Here is a 16,704-nt window from a genome sequence, read left to right on the forward strand (position 1 = left end):
GAAAGGACCTCCAGATGAGAGCGCTACGTACGCTGACCGTGAGTGTGGCGGGAGCCGTACTGGCTCTCGGACTCGCGGCCTGCGGCTCGGACGCCTCCGGCACGGCGGGCGGCTCGGCCTCGGCTGCGCCGTCGGCTCCCGCGGCGGGCGGCGCGGCGTACCCGCGGACGGTGAAGCACGCCATGGGCGAGACCGAGATCCCGGCGCAGCCCCAGCGGGTCGTCGCACTGGACCAGAGCTTCGTCGACGCGGTGCTGACGCTGGACACCGAGGTCGTCGGCTACACCGTCTACCGGGGCATCGACGAGAAGCTCCCCGACTACCTGGCCCCGGTCATGGACCAGGCGCAGAACATCACGCCGGTCGGCACCCTGGAGGCGCCGAGCCTGGAGAAGATCATCGCGCTCAAGCCCGACCTGATCGTCTCGGCGAAGATCCGCCACGAGGCGCTGTACGACAAGCTCACCCGGATCGCGCCGACGGTGTTCAGCGAGACCACCGGCGCCATCTGGAAGGACAACCTCCGGCTGATGGGCCGGGCGCTGGGCAAGGAGGCCCTCGCCGACGAGCGGATCAAGGCCTACGAGGACCGCGCGGCCAAGATCGGCGAGGCCGTCAAGGCCAAGGAGGGCGCGATGCCCACGGTCTCCGTCGCCCGCTTCGCCGGCGAGCCGACCGTCCGGCTGTACGTGGAGAACTCCTACTCCGGCCTGGTGCTCAAGGACGTGGGCTTCCCGCGCCCCGAGGGCCAGCCGACCACCACTGAGACGATCATGGTGCCGATCAGCGAGGAGAACATCCCGCAGCTCGACGCCGACCACATCTTCGTCGTCTCCTACCCGGACCCGGAGGTCCAGGCGGTCCAGAAGAAGTTCCAGGCCAACCCGCTGTGGGGCAAGCTCAAGGGCGCCCAGCACGTGGTCGACGACACCACCTGGATGGCGGCCGTCGGCCTCCAGGGCGCCCACGTCGTCCTCGACGACCTGGCGAAGATCTTCGGGGTCGACCCGGCCAGGGCCGGCTGACCGCGTCTTCCCGCGGGCGGGCCCGGCGCCGTCGTGGTGCCGGGCCGTCGTGGTGCCGGGGCCGTGGAGGGCCGGGCCGTCGTGGTGCCGGGGCCGTGGAGGGCCGGGTCAGGGCCGGGCGAGGAAGGCGCGGAGCTCCTCCAGGTGCGGGGCGACGTCCAGGCCGCGGCCGGCCAGCCAGGCGTCGTCGGCGTAGGTGCCGCGGTAGCGCTCGCCGCCGTCGCAGATCAGCGTCACCACGCTGCCCTGCTCGCCCGCCTCGCGCATCTCCCCGATGATCTGCACGGCCGCCGCCACGTTGGTCCCGGTGGAGCCGCCCACGTCGCGGCCGGTGACCTCGCGGACCCAGCGCATGGCGGCGATGGACCGGGCGTCGGGGACCTGGATCATGCGGTCGATCACGGCGGGCATGAAGGACGGCTCGACCCGGGGGCGGCCGATGCCCTCGATGAGGGAGCCGGGGGCGGTGACCTCCGGGTCGCCGGAGCACCAGGAGGGGTAGAAGGCCGAGCCCTCGGGGTCCACCACGGCCAGCCGGGTGGCGTGGCGGCGGTAGCGGATGTGGCGGCCGATGGTGGAGGAGGTGCCGCCGGTCCCCGCGCCGACCACGATCCAGGCGGGCTCGGGGTGGGGCTCCATCGCCATCTGGTTGAAGATGCTCTCGGCGATGTTGTTGTTGCCCCGCCAGTCGGTGGCCCGCTCGGCGTAGGTGAACTGGTCCATGAAGTGCCCGTTCGTCTCGGCGGCCAGCCGCCGGGACTCGGAGTAGATCGTCCCGGGGTCGTCCACCAGGTGGCACTTGCCGCCGTGGAACTCGATCAGGGCGATCTTCTCGGGTGAGGTGGAGGCGGGCATCACCGCGATGAACGGCAGGCCGAGCAGGCGGGCGAAGTAGGCCTCGCTCACCGCGGTCGACCCGCTGGAGGCCTCCACGACCGTGGTGGAGGGGCCGATCCAGCCGCCGGCCAGGCCGTACAGGAACAACGAGCGGGCCAGGCGGTGCTTGAGTGAACCGGTGGGGTGGACGGACTCGTCTTTCAGGTAGAGGTTTACTCCCCAGTGCGCGGGCAGCGGAAAGACGTGGAGATGAGTGTCGCAGCTACGGTTGGCGTCGGCCTCGACGAGGCGGATGGCCTCGGCCACCCAGGAGCGGGTCTCGGGGTCGTGTCGGTCCACGTATCGCATGCCCCTAAAGGTAGCTCTACCAGGTGTTATGTGATACCAGACACATTCTCTGTCAAGTCGAGTGAGGGATGTTACGATAACGATACTTGTCCGACTGTAGGGCGTGTCGCCTCCGCCCACGGCACGGACGCCCCTCGACCTTTCGACCGTGCGGAATCCTTAACGGCTCTCTTACGGGGCCGATGGGACCATGAGCCGGACCGTCGAGAAGACTGTGCCGTATCCGGGGCAGACGGTCGTGGGGGGAAGCACACGAGGGGGATGACATGATCTCGATAACCGACGAGCAGCGGCAGGACTGGTTCGAACGCGACGTCGTGCCGGTCACCGGGCAGCTCTACGCATCCGCCATGCGTCTGACCCGCAACTCCGCCGATGCCGAGGACCTGGTGCAGGAGACGGTCACCAAGGCGTTCACCTCGTACCACCAGTTCCGCGAGGGCACCAACCTCAAGGCGTGGCTGCACCGGATCCTCACCAACAACTTCATCAACGACTACCGCAAGAAGCAGCGCTCGCCGAAGCTCTCGGCCACCGAGGAGATCGAGGACTGGCAGCTCGCCGCGGCCGAGTCCCACACCTCCACCGGCCTGAAGTCCGCCGAGACCGAGGCCCTGGAGCAGCTCCCCGACAACGCGGTGATGAACGCCCTGCGCTCCCTGCCCGAGGACTTCCGGGTGGCCGTCTACCTCGCCGACGTGGAGGGCTTCTCCTACAAGGAGATCGCCGAGCGGATGGGCACCCCCATCGGCACGGTCATGTCCCGGTTGCACCGCGGCCGCCGGCAGCTCCGCACCATGCTGCAGGACTACGCCCACGAGGAGGGCGCGCTCCGGCTGCCGGAGCAGCGCCGGGCCGCCTAGCCGGCGGACCGGGCGGGACGACGGGGGGTCGTCCCGCGGCGGCGGGGCCGCGCTCCTCCGGCGGCGCCCGGCGGGAGCGCGTTCGGCGGTCGGCGCGACCGCGGCCCCGGCCGTGGTCAGCCCGCGGCGATCAGCGCGACCGCGGCCAGGGTGGTCCCGATCCCGGCCAGCTGCACTCCGTTGAGCCGTTCGCCGAGCACGTAGCGGGCCAGCACCAGCGTGCTCGCCGGGTACAGCGAGGCCAGCACGCCGACCAGGGCGATCATGCCGCGCTGCTCGGCCAGCACGAACAGGACGTTGGCCGCCATGTCCAGCGCCCCGGCCGCCACGATGATCCGCAGCGTGCCGCCGCTCCCGGGGCGCAGCGTGCGGCGGGTGGACACGGCCAGCAGGGCGATGAGCGCCACCGAGGCGAGCCGCGCGCCGAACAGCGGCCACATGCCGCCGTCCTCGGGGCTGCGGGCGAGCAGGACGAAGAAGCAGCCGAAGCCCGCGCCGGCGCCCAGCGCGGCCAGGACCGGGCCGTAGGCGCGGCCCGCCGCGGCGGGGGAGGAGTCGCGGCTGACCAGGACCACCGCCACCAGGGCCAGCACGATGCCGCCCAGCGCGACCGGCTGCGGGCGCTCACCGGTCGCCAGGCCGTACAGCACCGGGAGGCTCGCCGAGGTCGCCGCGGTGACCGGCGCCACCACGGACATCACACCGGTGGCGAGGGCGCGGTAGAACAGCACCAGCGCCGCGGTTCCGGCCACCCCGGCCGCCGTGCCCCAGCCGAAGGCGGCGGGGCTGGGGACGCCCGGCAGGAGCGGCAGCAGCGCCGCGACCAGGGCCAGGCCCGCCGACTGGGAGAGCACGACCACCGCGAGCACTTGGGAGCGCCGCGTGGCGAGCCCGCCGAAGAAGTCCGCCGTGCCGTACACCAGGGCGCAGGCCGTCGCCAGGACCACCGCTGTCATCATTCACCTCAGTTCACTGGATTGCACTATTAGTACATCATATTGAGAGCAGTGCAATGTACGCGCGGTTCACTACACTGCACTCATGGATCCGGAGACGATCACCGCCGCCATCGCCAACAACGTGCGCGCCCAGCGGGCGCACCGGCAGATGACGCTCGACGAGCTCGCGGCGCGCTCCGGGGTGAGCCGGGGCATGCTGGTCCAGGTCGAGCAGGGCAGGACGAACCCCAGCATCAACACGCTCACCCGGATCGCCGACGCCCTCGGGGTGACGGTGGCGCGGATGGTCGAGGTCTCCGACACGCCCGTGGTCCGCGTCGTGCACGCGGCCGACATGGTCACCTTCGCGCACGGCAGGGCGAGCGCGGCCCGCCTGCTGGTCGGGACCGACGCGCCCGCGATCCTGGAGCTGTGGGAGTGGCGGCTGGCCCCCGGCGACCACCACGACGGCGACGCCCATCCGCCGGGCACCCGGGAGATGCTGACGGTGATCGAGGGCGAGCTGACGCTCACGGTGTACGGCCGCAGCCATGTCGTCGGCACCGACGGGGCGGTCGTGTTCAGCGCGGACCGCCCGCACAAGTACGCCAACGAGGGGCAGGGGCCGCTCCGGTTCGTGATGGTCGTGACGGAGCCGCGCGAGACGCCCGACCAGTGACGCCGGAGGGCTCCGCGGAGCCCTCCGGCGCCGTCTCCGCCCGGACCGGCCCCTGCGGACCGGCCCCGGACCAGCCCCTGCGGACCGGCCCCGGACCGGCCCCTGCGGACCGGCCGGACGGCGCGCCTCCGCGACGGCTTCCACCGGTGACGGCAGGTGTCAGTGAAACGTTGTCATTTGGGTACAGATGTCACTGAATGTGCCATTCGGATGGCGCGCCGCTACGCCGAGTTGCAGACCGACGTCCCACCCCGGTGGGAGGACCTGGCCGAGATCGTGCGAGAGGGGGCGGCGGAGGACCGCCGCCGACCTCCGCGGTGCTTCAGGGGGACTCATGCGATTGTGGACGGCACCTCTTGCCCTGCTGCTCGGGATCGGATCGCCGGTCCCGCTCCCGCCGGATCCGGAGACCCTCGCCCGGGACCTCGCCGAGATCCAGCCGCAGTGGCCGGCCGCCCGGTTCCCCGTCCCGCCCGCGGCGCGGAAGGTGGACTGCGCCAGGATCCGGTGCGTGGCGCTCACCTTCGACGACGGGCCGGGCGAGTACACCGGGCCGCTGCTCGACACCCTCGCCGCCCACCGGGCCAGGGCGACCTTCTTCGTGATCGGGCGGATGGTGGCCGACGGCGACGGCGCGGACCTCCGCCGCATGGTGGCCGAGGGGCATGAGCTGGGCAACCACTCCTGGAGTCACGCCGACCTCACCGGGCTGCCGGAGGACGGCATCGAGGAGGAGCTGCGCCGTACCCAGGAGGCCGTGCGGCGGATCACCGGCGTACGGATGGCCCTCATGCGCCCGCCGTACGGCGCCACCGACCACAGGGTCGCCTCGACGACCCGCCGCGCGGGGCTGGCCCAGATCCTGTGGAGCGTCGACACCCTGGACTGGCTGGAACGGGACGCCCCGGCCCTGCTGCGCCGCGCGGGCCGGGCCGAGCCGGGCTCCATCGTGCTGATGCACGACATCCACCGCGTGACGGTGGAGACCGTCCCCGCGCTGCTGGAGGACCTCACGGCCAGGGGCTACACGTTCGTGACGCTCTCGGAGCTGTACGGCCGCGCGCTGACGCCGGGCCGGGCGTATCTGAGGCGCTGACGCCGGGCCGGGCGGGCCTGAACCGGGCGTACCCGCAGCCGGGGCCGGTCGGAGCCGGGGCGGCCGGAGCGGGTCAGCGCTCGGTGAGCACGCCGCAGGCGAGGTGCCGGCCGGAGTCGCCGCCCTTCAGGGTCACGGCGTCGGGGCCCTTGGCCGTGGGACCGGCGCCGGGGCTCGCCGTGGCCTCCGGGTGGCCGTAGCGATCGGGGATGTTGGCCTGGTTGTCCGGCTTCTCGTGGATGATGACGGCGGTCCCGTCGCCGTCGAAGAGCTGCCGCACCTGGAAGCGGTCGGTGGCGAAGGAGGCGGCGCCCATGCCGTCCATGCCGACCAGGAGATCGGGCATGTCGCCGGTGTGGTCCGGGTGGGAGGCCTCCTGGAGGCTGAGGTGCGTGCCCGCGCCGGCGAACGGGCCGCCGGTGGCGGGGTCGGTCTGCCCGGCGTCGCAGACCCCCTTGCCGTGGAGGTGGAAGCCGTGGAAGCCGATCGGCACCCCCTTGACGGTGACCGTCACCACGGACCTGCCGTTCTCCTCCTCGACGCTGAAGGTGCCGACGGACCGGCCCTCGGCGTCCTTGATGTCGGCCCGGGCCGAGGCGCCGCCCGCTCCGGGGGAGGCCGGGGAGGCCGTGCCGGTCGGAGAAGGCTGCTGCCCGGTGGGACCGCCCGGGTCGAGCGGGTCGTCGACGACGTCACCCGGCGCGGAGTCCTGGTCCGCCGTGCCGGTCGGCGCGGGCAGGTCGGGCAGGTCGGGCGGTTCCGGCGAGGCCTCGGCCGAGGCGCCTCCGGCGGCGAGCGCTCCCGCGCCCAGGACCGCGGCCAGGAGCAGATGCGGTGTGCGAAGCATGGAAGATCCCCCATGGTCTCGTGGCTGTGCTCCGCTTCGATGCGGAGAAAAACCTCGAATGTCTCCATACCGCCGTCAATGGGGTGCAACCCTACAAGTGTCCATATATGGGACAAAAGGGGTTTGCGGGGGATAGGGAGAGGGGCTGCGGCCCGCCGCGTGCGCGGCGGGCCGCAGCCCCTCCCGATACGGCCGTGCCGGGCCCCGGCGGGCGCTCAGCCGCCGCGCTTGGCGCGGGCGGCGCTGCGGCCGCGGATGGCGGCGTCGAGGACGACCTTGCGGATGCGGACGGACTCGGGGGTGATCTCCACGCACTCGTCCTCGCGGATGAACTCCAGCGCCTGCTCCAGGGAGAGCTGGCGCGGCGGGATGACCTTCTCGGTCTCGTCCGCGGTGGAGGAGCGCATGTTGGTGAGCTTCTTCTCCTTGGTGATGTTCACGTCCATGTCGTCGGAGCGGGAGTTCTCACCGACGATCATGCCCTCGTAGACCTCGGTGCCCGGCGAGACGAACAGCACGCCGCGCTCCTGCAGGTTGAGCATGGCGAACGCGGTCACCGGGCCGGAGCGGTCGGCGACCAGGGAGCCGTTGTTGCGGGTGCGCAGCTCGCCGAACCACGGCTCGTAGGACTCGAAGACGTGGTGGACCAGGCCGGTGCCGCGGGTCTCGGTGAGGAACTCGGTCCGGAAGCCGATCAGGCCGCGGGCCGGGACCACGAACTCCATCCGGATCCAGCCGGTGCCGTGGTTGGTCATGTGCTCCATGCGGCCCTTGCGGACGGCCAGCAGCTGGGTGACGGCGCCGAGGTACTCCTCCGGGCAGTCGACGGTCAGGCGCTCGACCGGCTCGTGCAGCTTGCCGTCGACCGTCTTGGTGACGACCTGCGGCTTGCCGACGGTCAGCTCGTAGCCCTCCCGCCGCATCTGCTCGACCAGGATGGCCAGCGCCAGCTCGCCGCGGCCCTGGACCTCCCAGGCGTCCGGGCGCTCGGTCGGCAGCACGCGCAGCGAGACGTTGCCGACGAGCTCCTTGTCCAGGCGGTCCTTGACCATGCGGGCGGTCACCTTGGAGCCCTTGACCTTGCCGACCAGCGGCGAGGTGTTGGTGCCGATGACCATCGAGATGGCGGGCTCGTCCACGGTGATCAGCGGGAGCGGGCGCGGGTCCTCGGGGTCGGCGAGCGTCTCACCGATCATGATCTCCGGGATGCCGGCGATCGCGATGATGTCGCCGGGGCCGGCCTCCTCGGCGGGCTTGCGCTCCAGCGCCTCGGTCATCAGCAGCTCGGTGATCTTCACCTTCTGGATGGTGCCGTCGGTGCGGCACCAGGAGACCTGCTGGCCCTTCTTGATGGTGCCCTGGTGGACGCGGCACAGCGCGATCCGGCCCAGGTAGGACGAGGCGTCCAGGTTGGTGACGTGCGCCTGCAGCGGGGCCGACGGGTCGTAGGTCGGCGCCGGGATGGTGTCCTTGATGACCTGGAACAGCGGCTCCAGGTCGTCGGAGTCCGGCATGCCGCCGTCCTCGGGACGGTTCATCGAGGCGCGGCCGGCCTTGGCCGAGGCGTAGACGATCGGGAAGTCGATCTGCTCCTCGGTGGCGTCCAGGTCCATGAAGAGCTCGTAGACCTCGTCCACGACCTCCTTGATCCGGGCGTCGGGACGGTCGACCTTGTTGATGCAGAGGATGACGGGCATCTTGGCGGCGAACGCCTTGCGCAGCACGAACCGCGTCTGCGGCAGCGGGCCCTCGGAGGCGTCCACCAGCAGCACGACGCCGTCGACCATCGACAGGCCGCGCTCGACCTCGCCGCCGAAGTCGGCGTGGCCGGGGGTGTCGATGATGTTGAGGGTCATGCCGCCGTGCTTGACGGCGGTGTTCTTCGCGAGAATGGTGATGCCCTTCTCGCGCTCGAGGTCGTTGGAGTCCATGACACGGTCGTCCACGTCCTGGTTGGCGCGGAAGGCGCCGGATTGCCAGAGCATGGCATCCACGAGAGTGGTCTTGCCGTGGTCGACGTGCGCGATGATCGCGATGTTCCGCAGGTCGTCGCGGCTGTTCAAAGGCATGATGGAGTCTCACTCTGTGATCGTGGAGGCTGGCCGCGGACGTGCGGCCGTACCATTTTAGTTGATTCCCGCCTTCGGTAACGCGCTCTCGGCGTCAAGCGCCTCCCGTTCACCCTCCGGACACCCGCGTTCCCCCCCGGTCCGGACGCCCGGCGGGCGCCGCCTAAGCTCGGCACATGGCCTTGGCCCCTTCCCTCCCCGCGACGCTCATCACCCGGGACGGCGTGCGGATCGCCGCCGCGCACACCCCGCCGGCAGGCGGCGACGGGAGACTGGGGATCGTGCTGGCGCACGGGTTCACCGGCTCGTTCCGGGCGCGGGCCACCCGGCGGATCGCCCACGTGCTCAGCGCCTTCGGCGGGGTGGTCGCGCTCGACTTCCGGGGCCACGGCGGGTCCGGCGGAGAGTCGACCGTCGGGAACCTGGAGATCCACGATCTGGACGCGGCCGTGCGGCACGCGCGGGTGATCGGCTACGCCAGGGTCGTGACCGTCGGGTTCTCGATGGGCGGGGCGGTGGCGCTCCGGCACGCGGGCCTGCTGAAGGGCGTGGACGGCGTGGTCGCGGTCAGCGCCCCCGCCCGCTGGTACTACCGGGGGACCCGGCCGATGCGGCAGGTCCACTGGGCGATCGAGCGGCCGGCCGGGCGGCTGGCGGCGCGGCTGGGCACGGGCACGAGGATCTCCCGGAGGTCGTGGGACCCGGTCCCGCCCGCGCCGTACGAGGCGGCCGCGCACATCGCCCCGGCGCCGCTGCTCGTCGTGCACGGCGACGCCGACGCCTTCTTCCCGCTCGACCACGCGCACCGGATCCACGACTGCGCGCGGGACCCGAAGGAGCTGTGGGTCGAGCCCGGATACGGCCATGCGGAGACGGCGGCCACGCCCACCCTGATCCGCCGGATCGGACGATGGGCGGCCATGGTTTAGTCCTGGTATGGACGGCAACTGGTCGAAGCGGGGGTAAATGGGCATGCGGAGCATCTACGTGGCCGGTCTCGGTCCGGGGGACGGGCGGCAGATCGTCGAGCTCGGGCTGATGGAGCTGCTGACCCGCCGGGTCGGCCGCATCGGGGTGTTCCGGCCGATCACCCGGAGCGAGCGCGCCTCCGAACTCCTCGACGACCGGTACCACCCGGTCGCCTCGGCGATCGGGGTGACCTCCGAGGACGCCGCCGAGATCTACGCCCAGCAGGGCGCGGAGGAGCTGATCGGGCGGCTGGTCGCCCGTTTCCACACGCTGGAGCGCGAGTGCGACGCGCTGCTGGTGCTGGGCAGTTCCTTCGCCACCGACGACCTCCCGCGCGAGCTGGCCTTCAACGCCCGCCTCGCCGCCGAGTTCGGCGCCCCGGTGATCGTGGTGGTCGGCGCGCACGCGGACTCCGCCGACGAGATCTCGATGGAGATGCGCACCGGCTACCAGGTCTTCTCCGACCTGGGCTGCACGGTCCTGGCGGTGATCGCCAACCGGGTGCCGCCCGAGATGACCGTGGAACCCGAGCTGCCGGTGCCCTTCTACGTCATCCCCGAGCACCCGTCGCTGTCGGCGCCGACCGTCGGCCAGGTGGCGCAGGCCGTACAGGCCAAGCAGATCCAGGGGGAGGAGGACGGGCTGCGCCGGGACGTGACCGGGTTCGTGTTCGGCGGCGCGACGATCCCGCTCTTCCTCTCGCACCTGGTGGACGGGGCGCTGGTGATCACCCCCGGCGACCGGTCCGACCTGCTGCTGGCCTCGCTGGCCGCCGAGGCGGCCGGGACGGCCCGCCCCTCCGGGGTGGTGCTCACGCTGGGCGAGGAGCCCACCGCCAACGTGCGGGCGCTCACCGCGCGGCTGGCCCCCGGCATGCCGGTGCTGGCGGCCGCCGACGACAGCTTCACCGTGGCCACCACCCTGGCCGGGCTGGAGGGGCGGCTCGGCGCGGACAACCCCCACAAGATCGAGACGGCGCTCGGCCACTTCGACGCGCACGTCGACACCGCCGGCCTCGCCGACCGCATCGAGCTGGCCCGTTCCAAGCGCGTCACCCCGATGATGTTCGAGCACACCCTGCTGGAGCGGGCGCGCTCCGACCGCAGGCACATCGTGCTGCCCGAGGGCGAGGAGGACCGCATCCTGCGGGCCGCCGACGTCCTCGTCCGCCGCGGCATCGTGGACCTCACCCTGCTGGGCCGCGAGGACCTGGTCCGGCGGCGGATCGCCGACCTCGGCCTCGACCTGGACGGGGTGGCCGTGACCGACCCGCTGACCTCGCCGCTGCGCGACGCCTTCGCCGAGGAGTACGCCGCGCTCCGGGCGCACAAGGGCATCACCCTGGAACGGGCCAGGGACGTGGTCACCGACGTCAACTTCTTCGGCACGATGATGCTGCACCGGGGCGAGGTGGACGGCATGGTCTCCGGCGCCGCGCACACCACCGCCGCCACGATCCTGCCCGCCTTCCAGATCGTCAGGACGGTCCCGGGCACCTCGATCGTCTCCTCGGTGTTCTTCATGTGCCTGGCCGACCGGGTGCTCGTCTACGGCGACTGCGCGATCAACCCCGACCCGGACGCCGGGCAGCTCGCCGACATCGCGATCTCCTCGGCCCGTACGGCGGAGCGGTTCGGCGTCGAGCCCCGGATCGCGATGCTGTCGTACTCCACCGGGCGCTCGGGCAGCGGCGCGGACGTCGACAAGGTCCGCGAGGCCACCGCCATGGTCGCCGAGCGGGCACCGGACCTGCTGGTGGAGGGGCCCATCCAGTACGACGCGGCGGTGGACCCGCGCGTCGCCGAGGCCAAGCTGCCCGGCTCGCAGGTGGCCGGGCGGGCGACCGTACTGATCTTCCCGGATCTGAACACCGGCAACAACACCTACAAGGCGGTGCAGCGCTCGGCCGGGGCGGTCGCCGTCGGCCCGGTCCTGCAGGGTCTGCGCAAACCGGTCAACGACCTGTCGCGGGGCGCGCTGGTCACCGACATCGTCAGCACGGTGGCCATCACCGCCATCCAGGCTCAGGGAGAAGCCCGATGACCCACATTCTAGTGATCAACTCCGGATCGTCGTCTCTGAAGTACCGGTTGCTCTCCGTCGGAGCGTGGCCGGCGCCGCAGGCGGCCGTGCGCCTGGCCTCGGGCACGGTGGAGCGCATCGGCGAGCCCGGTTCCCCGGTCGCCGACCACGGCGCGGCGCTGGACGCGGTCGCCGCGGAGCTGGCCGCCGTCGGGTTCGGCCTCGACTCGCCGGAGCTGACCGCGATCGGGCACCGGGTCGTCCACGGCGGCCGGGACTTCACCGAGCCCACGCTGATCACCGACGAGGTGGCCGAGCGGATCGAGCGGCTCATCCCGCTCGCGCCCCTGCACAACCCGGCGAACCTGGCCGGGATCGAGGTGGCCCGGCGGTTCCGTCCCGACCTGCCGCAGGTCGCGGTCTTCGACACCGCCTTCCACGGCACGATCCCGGCCGCCGCCGCGACCTACGCGATCGACCGCGAGACCGCCGAGCGGCACGGCGTCCGGCGCTACGGCTTCCACGGCACCTCGCACGCCTACGTCTCGCGTGAGGCGGCGGAGCTGGCGGACCGGCCGGGACCCGGCGGGCCCAACGTGATCGTGCTGCACCTGGGCAACGGCGCCAGCGCCTCGGCGGTGGCGGGCGGGCGGTGCGTGGAGACCTCCATGGGCCTGACCCCGCTGGAGGGGCTCGTCATGGGCACCCGGAGCGGCGACGTGGACCCCGGGGTGCTGATGCACCTGCACCGCGAGGCCGGGATGGGGATCGAGCAGATCGACGAACTGCTCAACCGGCGCAGCGGCCTGCTCGGCCTGTGCGGTGACAACGACATGCGGGCGGTGGAGCGGAGGGTGGCCGCCGGGGACCCGGAGGCGGAGCTGGCCCACGCGGTCTACTGCCACCGGCTGCGCAAGTACGTCGGCGCCTACTACGCGGTGCTCGGGACGGTGGACGTGATCGCGTTCACCGGCGGCATCGGGGAGAACTCCTCCCTGGTCAGGGAGCGGACGCTGAGCGGCCTGGACGGGCTCGGGATCGTCCTGGACGCCGACCGCAACGCGGCGGGCAAGGGCCTGATCTCGGCCGACGACTCGCGGGTCAGGGTGGCGGTGGTGCCCACCGACGAGGAGCTGGAGATCGCCCGCCAGACTCTCGACGTCATCTCCCGAACCGATCGCGGATAAAAGGCGTCTACCTACAGTGGATGGATGAAATCCGCCGGGAGAAGCCCAGGGGACGCGAACCACTGCCAACCGGTGGTCGTGGGGCATACTTCATGCAGTCGGGCGGTCGCCCAGCGTCGCGGGGGCGCGCTGGGCGGGTCATCCGCCGGGCGGGTGCGCCGGTACGGCGGGCGGGAGCCGTACCGGCGCGCGGGTCGGGCCGTTGAGTCGAGCCGTTGAGGCCGGAGGCGCGAGGCCGTCCGACCGCGGGGCCGTCCGACCGCCGGGGCCGTCCGACCGCCGGGGCTCAGCCCAGGCGGGCGATGGACTTGTACTCCAGGTAGGAGGCCAGGCCCTCGGGGCCGAGCTCGCGCCCGAGGCCGCTGCTCTTGAACCCGCCGAACGGGGAACTGGTCTCGATCATGAAGAGGTTGACGCCGTAGGTGCCGGTGCGCACCTGGCGGGCCACCTCCATGCCGCGCTCGGTGTCGGCGGTCCACACCGTGCCCGCCAGGCCGTAGTCGCTGTCGTTGGCGATGCGGACCGCGTCGGCCTCGTCCTCGTAGGGGATCACGGTCAGGACCGGGCCGAAGATCTCCTCGCGGGCGATCCGCATCTCGTTGGTGGCGCCGGCGAAGACGGTCGGGGCGACGTACCAGCCCCGGTCGAGGGGGCGCTCCAGGCCGCCGACGACCGGCTTGGCGCCCTCGTCGATGCCGATCCTGATGTAGTTCTCCACCCGCTCCTGCTGGCGCTGGGCGACCAGCGGGCCGATGCCGGTGGCCGGGTCGGCGGGGTCGCCGACCGGCATGCCCCGCACCATCGCCGCGACCGCGTCCACGACCTCGTCGTAGCGGTTGCGGGAGGCGAGGATCCGGGTCTGCGCGACGCACGCCTGGCCGTTGTTCATCAGCGAGGCGATGGCCAGGAAGCCCGTCGCGGAGGACAGGTCGCAGTCGTCCAGGATGATCGCGGCGGACTTGCCGCCGAGTTCCAGGGTGCAGCGCTTGAGCTGCTCGCCGCAGATGCTCCCGATGCGGCGGCCGGCCGCCGTGGAGCCGGTGAAGGCGACCTTGTCCACGCCGGGGTGGGAGACCAGGTGCTCGCCGGCCTCGCGCCCGGCGGCGACGATGTTGACGACGCCGTCGGGGATCCCGGCCTCCTTGACCATCTCGGCCAGCAGGTAGGCGTCGAGCGGGGTCTCCGGCGCGGGCTTGACCACGATCGTGCAGCCCGCGACGAGGGCGGGGGCCAGCTTGATCATGATGACGAACTGCGGGACGTTCCACGGGACGATCGCGGCGACCACGCCGACGGGCTCGCGCCGTACGGTCACCGGGCCGAACGTGCCGGGCCGCTCCTCCTCCACGGGGAAGGTCGCGCCGAGCTCGGCGTAGTACTGCAGCATGCCGAGCGGCTGGGGGGCCTGGGCCATCTGGGAGAAGGTGATGGGCGAGCCCATCTCCTCGGTGATGATCTCCGCCATCTCGCCCTGCCGGGCCGCGTAGAGCTCGGCGAGCCTGCCGACGACGGCGGCGCGCTCGGCCATCGTCATCCGGGGCCACGGGCCGTGGTCGAAGGCCTGGCGGGCGGCGGCCACCGCGCGGTCCATGTCGGCGGGGGTGCCGTCGGGGACGCGGCCGACGACCTCCTCGGTGTGGGGCGAGACGACGTCGATGGTCCCGGTGCCCGCCGGGGCCACCCAGTCGCCTCCGATGAACAGCGTGTCGTGCTGGCGCATGATGTCTTGCCTCCTGGTGGGCGGACCGGGGCCGGTGTTTTCGAGCGAGTGCTTGCTCGGACAGTGTCATGCGGAAGGAACGGCTTCACAAGGCCTGCCGCCCAGGAGACCGAATCAGGTTCTGTCGATGATGGCAAGGGGGCCTCCGCCGGGCTCGCCGGTGTTCCGCACTCGCCCGCCGGGAAGGCGGCCGGAGCCGTACCCTCGTGTCATGCCGTGACGCGTCCTCGACCGGCGAAAGGCCGCCTCCTTGCCCTGGTCTGACGGCATGTCCGGAAATTTTGTCCAAATCTCGCAAACTGGTAGACAGTCCATCAAAGGTGTATGAGTTCCACGGTTCCGGTGGCGGGCGTGAAGATCGTCTTCTATAGTTTCGCTCGGTCCGCAAGGTGCTCTGGAGGTGAGCGAAGCGTGCGACCGAGCCGCCCGGCGGTGCTGGGTGTCCTGCTCGCGGCGCTCCTGCTGACCCCCGCGATGGCAGGGGCGAGCGCCGGGTACGCCACCAGACCCGACCCGGAGGCCCAGCTGAAGAAGCTGACGGCCGAGGCGGGCAAGCTCAACAAGCTCTACCGCGGCCAGGTGCAGACCCTGGAGGACGCCCGGGTCAAGGCCAAGAAGGCCACCGAGACCGCCAGGAGCCTCAAGCGCGCCCTGGCCACCGCGCAGACCGACGTGGTCCGCTTCGCCCAGACCACCTACATGGGCGGCCCGCTGGACAGCGGCAGCCTGCTGGGCTTCGAGGGCGACGCCGGAACCGTCCTCGACCAGGCCGCGGCCATGTCCTACCTCGCCAGCCGGCGCGCCACCCAGCTCATCCGGGTCAAGGAGCTGATCGCGGAGGCCAGGAAGGCCGAGAAGAGGGCCGCCGCCGAGATCACCAGGCTCCAGCGGGACATCGCCCGGCTCAAGAAGGACCGCGTCCGGATCGAGACGCTCCTGGCCAAGTACGGTTTCCAGCAGCCGTCGGGGAGCGCCGGCCTGACCGCCCGCACGGTCACCATGCGCAACCTGGTGCTGCAGAACTTCCCCATGCCCTACAGCTACGGCTGCCTGCGCCCCGGAGACCCCGGCGACCACGGCAGCGGCCGGGCCTGCGACTTCATGATGAGCTCCGGCGGCCGGGTCCCCACCCCCGACGCCAAGGCCCGCGGCGACCGCCTGGCCCAGTGGGCGATCGACAACGGGCAGCGGCTCGGCGTGATGTACATCATCTGGCAGCAGCGGTACTACGACGTGCGGACCGGCGCGGGCTGGCGGATGATGTCCGACCGCGGCGGCAACACCGCCAACCACATCGACCACGTGCACATCTCGATGTTCTGACCGGGCGGGCCGGGAGAGGGAGGACCGGCCCCCTCACGCGTCCGGCGGGCCGGAGCGGTCGAGGTCGAGGGCGGCGGCCAGGTCGCGCAGGCATTCGTCGAAGACGGGCGCCATGTCGGTGTAGGCGAAGTCCAGCTGGTGCAGGACCTCCATGCACAGCAGGCCGTACAGCCGGATCCAGCACGACAGGAAGACGTGGGCGGCCTCGGGCGGCAGCCGTCCCCCGATGGCGGCGGAGTAGGCGGCCAGCTGCTCGCGCAGGGACGCGGGCAGGCCGGCCGGGTCGGGGACGGGGAACGGCCGCGTCCGCCACAGCTCGACCACGAGGTCCAGCAGGATCCGCTCGAACCGCAGGGCGGCCTGGTGGCGCGCCGAGTCCGGCCGCCGGTCGGGCGGGGCGACCGGGCTGGCGAAGATCCAGCCGAACTCGGCGGGGTGGGCGGTGGCCCAGGCGCGCATGGCGCGGCAGGCGGCCAGTATGCGGTCGCCGAGCGGCGCGTCGTCACGGGCGTCGCGGGCCTGTTCCATCGCGGCGGCCAGTTCGCGGAAGAAGTCGGCGGTCACCGCGCCGACCAGCTCGTCGTGGCCGGCGTAGTAGTGGTAGAGGGCCGGACCGCTCATGCCGACCTGCCGGGCGACCGCGTTGACGGTCACCGCGGCCGATCCCTGCTCGACCAGCAGTTTGCGCGCCGCCGCGTGGATCTCCTCCAGCGTGGCCTGGCGCAGCCTCTGCCGTCTGCTGGTGCTCGCGGTCATCGTCACTCCTCTTGTCGCTTCCTCG

At 72.0% G+C, this 16,704-nt stretch carries 14 protein-coding genes; 8 read left to right on the plus strand and 6 right to left on the minus strand.

Annotated elements, in window-relative coordinates; translation table 11 throughout:
• The first annotated feature begins 14 nt into the window (after positions 1-14).
• Entirely contained in the window at positions 15-1,025 is a 1,011-nt protein-coding gene (locus tag HS045_RS14695; RefSeq protein ID WP_196451913.1) for an ABC transporter substrate-binding protein, read from the plus strand.
• A 108-nt stretch (positions 1,026-1,133) separates the two neighbouring features.
• On the opposite strand, the gene HS045_RS14700 is transcribed toward HS045_RS14695, so the two are convergent.
• Positions 1,134-2,210 carry a PLP-dependent cysteine synthase family protein gene (locus HS045_RS14700; protein WP_196451914.1) on the minus strand — a complete coding sequence of 359 codons (1,077 nt, stop codon included), beginning with the start codon at positions 2,208-2,210 and terminating at the stop codon, positions 1,134-1,136.
• 266 nt (positions 2,211-2,476) lie between these two features.
• On the opposite strand from HS045_RS14700, the gene HS045_RS14705 reads away from it, so the two are divergent.
• A complete protein-coding gene (locus HS045_RS14705; protein ID WP_196451915.1) occupies positions 2,477-3,073 on the plus strand; it encodes a sigma-70 family RNA polymerase sigma factor in 597 nt (198 codons plus the stop codon).
• Between the two features lie 116 nt (positions 3,074-3,189).
• On the opposite strand, the gene HS045_RS14710 is transcribed toward HS045_RS14705, so the two are convergent.
• Positions 3,190-4,029, minus strand: a complete 840-nt coding sequence (locus HS045_RS14710) for an EamA family transporter (RefSeq protein ID WP_196451916.1) — start codon at positions 4,027-4,029, stop codon at positions 3,190-3,192.
• An 85-nt stretch (positions 4,030-4,114) separates the two neighbouring features.
• On the opposite strand from HS045_RS14710, the gene HS045_RS14715 reads away from it, so the two are divergent.
• Both HS045_RS14715 and HS045_RS14720 read left to right on the plus strand, forming a co-directional pair.
• Entirely contained in the window at positions 4,115-4,690 is a 576-nt protein-coding gene (locus HS045_RS14715) for a helix-turn-helix domain-containing protein (RefSeq protein ID WP_196451917.1), read from the plus strand.
• Between the two features lie 334 nt (positions 4,691-5,024).
• Positions 5,025-5,786, plus strand: a complete 762-nt coding sequence (locus tag HS045_RS14720; protein WP_196451918.1) for a polysaccharide deacetylase family protein — start codon at positions 5,025-5,027, stop codon at positions 5,784-5,786.
• Between the two features lie 73 nt (positions 5,787-5,859).
• On the opposite strand, the gene HS045_RS14725 is transcribed toward HS045_RS14720, so the two are convergent.
• A complete protein-coding gene (locus HS045_RS14725) occupies positions 5,860-6,633 on the minus strand; it encodes a superoxide dismutase family protein (protein ID WP_196451919.1) in 774 nt (257 codons plus the stop codon).
• A gap of 215 nt (positions 6,634-6,848) precedes the next feature.
• Entirely contained in the window at positions 6,849-8,702 is a 1,854-nt protein-coding gene (typA, locus tag HS045_RS14730; protein WP_196451920.1) for a translational GTPase TypA, read from the minus strand.
• Positions 8,703-8,878: 176 nt separating this feature from the next.
• On the opposite strand from typA, the gene HS045_RS14735 reads away from it, so the two are divergent.
• Genes HS045_RS14735 through HS045_RS14745 form a run of 3 tightly spaced genes read left to right on the plus strand, consistent with a single transcriptional unit; the run spans position 8,879 to position 12,880 of the window.
• Entirely contained in the window at positions 8,879-9,631 is a 753-nt protein-coding gene (locus HS045_RS14735; protein WP_196451921.1) for an alpha/beta hydrolase, read from the plus strand.
• Positions 9,632-9,674: 43 nt separating this feature from the next.
• On the plus strand, positions 9,675-11,714 hold the full coding sequence (gene pta, locus HS045_RS14740) for a phosphate acetyltransferase (protein ID WP_196451922.1): 2,040 nt from the start codon (positions 9,675-9,677) through the stop codon (positions 11,712-11,714).
• The gene (locus HS045_RS14745) at positions 11,711-12,880 is read left to right on the plus strand and encodes an acetate/propionate family kinase (protein WP_196451923.1); all 1,170 of its coding nucleotides are present in this window, start codon (positions 11,711-11,713) and stop codon (positions 12,878-12,880) included. The genes pta and HS045_RS14745 overlap by 4 nt, the downstream gene beginning before the upstream one ends.
• Before the next feature lie 286 nt (positions 12,881-13,166).
• On the opposite strand, the gene HS045_RS14750 is transcribed toward HS045_RS14745, so the two are convergent.
• Positions 13,167-14,600, minus strand: coding sequence for an aldehyde dehydrogenase (locus tag HS045_RS14750; protein ID WP_196451924.1), 1,434 nt, complete (start codon positions 14,598-14,600; stop codon positions 13,167-13,169).
• Between the two features lie 411 nt (positions 14,601-15,011).
• Between HS045_RS14750 and HS045_RS14755 the strand changes: the two genes are divergently transcribed.
• Entirely contained in the window at positions 15,012-15,923 is a 912-nt protein-coding gene (locus HS045_RS14755) for a hypothetical protein (RefSeq protein WP_196451925.1), read from the plus strand.
• A gap of 33 nt (positions 15,924-15,956) precedes the next feature.
• Here the strand turns inward: HS045_RS14755 and HS045_RS14760 are convergent, their stop codons facing one another.
• A complete protein-coding gene (locus tag HS045_RS14760) occupies positions 15,957-16,679 on the minus strand; it encodes a TetR/AcrR family transcriptional regulator (protein ID WP_196451926.1) in 723 nt (240 codons plus the stop codon).
• Between the last annotated feature and the right edge of the window lie 25 nt (positions 16,680-16,704).

The sequence above is a fragment of the Planomonospora sp. ID82291 genome, assembly GCF_015711645.1.
Classification (GTDB): Bacteria; Actinomycetota; Actinomycetes; order Streptosporangiales; family Streptosporangiaceae; genus Planomonospora.

Excerpts from the sequence above, each read along its gene's own strand:
- HS045_RS14695 (WP_196451913.1), top strand. The coding sequence starts at position 15 with ATGAGAGCGCTACGTACGCTGACCGTGAGTGTGGCGGGAGCCGTACTG.
- HS045_RS14700 (WP_196451914.1), bottom strand. The coding sequence starts at position 2,210 with ATGCGATACGTGGACCGACACGACCCCGAGACCCGCTCCTGGGTGGCC.
- HS045_RS14705 (WP_196451915.1), top strand. The coding sequence starts at position 2,477 with ATGATCTCGATAACCGACGAGCAGCGGCAGGACTGGTTCGAACGCGAC.
- HS045_RS14710 (WP_196451916.1), bottom strand. The coding sequence starts at position 4,029 with ATGACAGCGGTGGTCCTGGCGACGGCCTGCGCCCTGGTGTACGGCACG.
- HS045_RS14715 (WP_196451917.1), top strand. The coding sequence starts at position 4,115 with ATGGATCCGGAGACGATCACCGCCGCCATCGCCAACAACGTGCGCGCC.
- HS045_RS14720 (WP_196451918.1), top strand. The coding sequence starts at position 5,025 with ATGCGATTGTGGACGGCACCTCTTGCCCTGCTGCTCGGGATCGGATCG.
- HS045_RS14725 (WP_196451919.1), bottom strand. The coding sequence starts at position 6,633 with ATGCTTCGCACACCGCATCTGCTCCTGGCCGCGGTCCTGGGCGCGGGA.
- typA (WP_196451920.1), bottom strand. The coding sequence starts at position 8,702 with ATGCCTTTGAACAGCCGCGACGACCTGCGGAACATCGCGATCATCGCG.
- HS045_RS14735 (WP_196451921.1), top strand. The coding sequence starts at position 8,879 with ATGGCCTTGGCCCCTTCCCTCCCCGCGACGCTCATCACCCGGGACGGC.
- pta (WP_196451922.1), top strand. The coding sequence starts at position 9,675 with ATGCGGAGCATCTACGTGGCCGGTCTCGGTCCGGGGGACGGGCGGCAG.
- HS045_RS14745 (WP_196451923.1), top strand. The coding sequence starts at position 11,711 with ATGACCCACATTCTAGTGATCAACTCCGGATCGTCGTCTCTGAAGTAC.
- HS045_RS14750 (WP_196451924.1), bottom strand. The coding sequence starts at position 14,600 with ATGCGCCAGCACGACACGCTGTTCATCGGAGGCGACTGGGTGGCCCCG.
- HS045_RS14760 (WP_196451926.1), bottom strand. The coding sequence starts at position 16,679 with ATGACCGCGAGCACCAGCAGACGGCAGAGGCTGCGCCAGGCCACGCTG.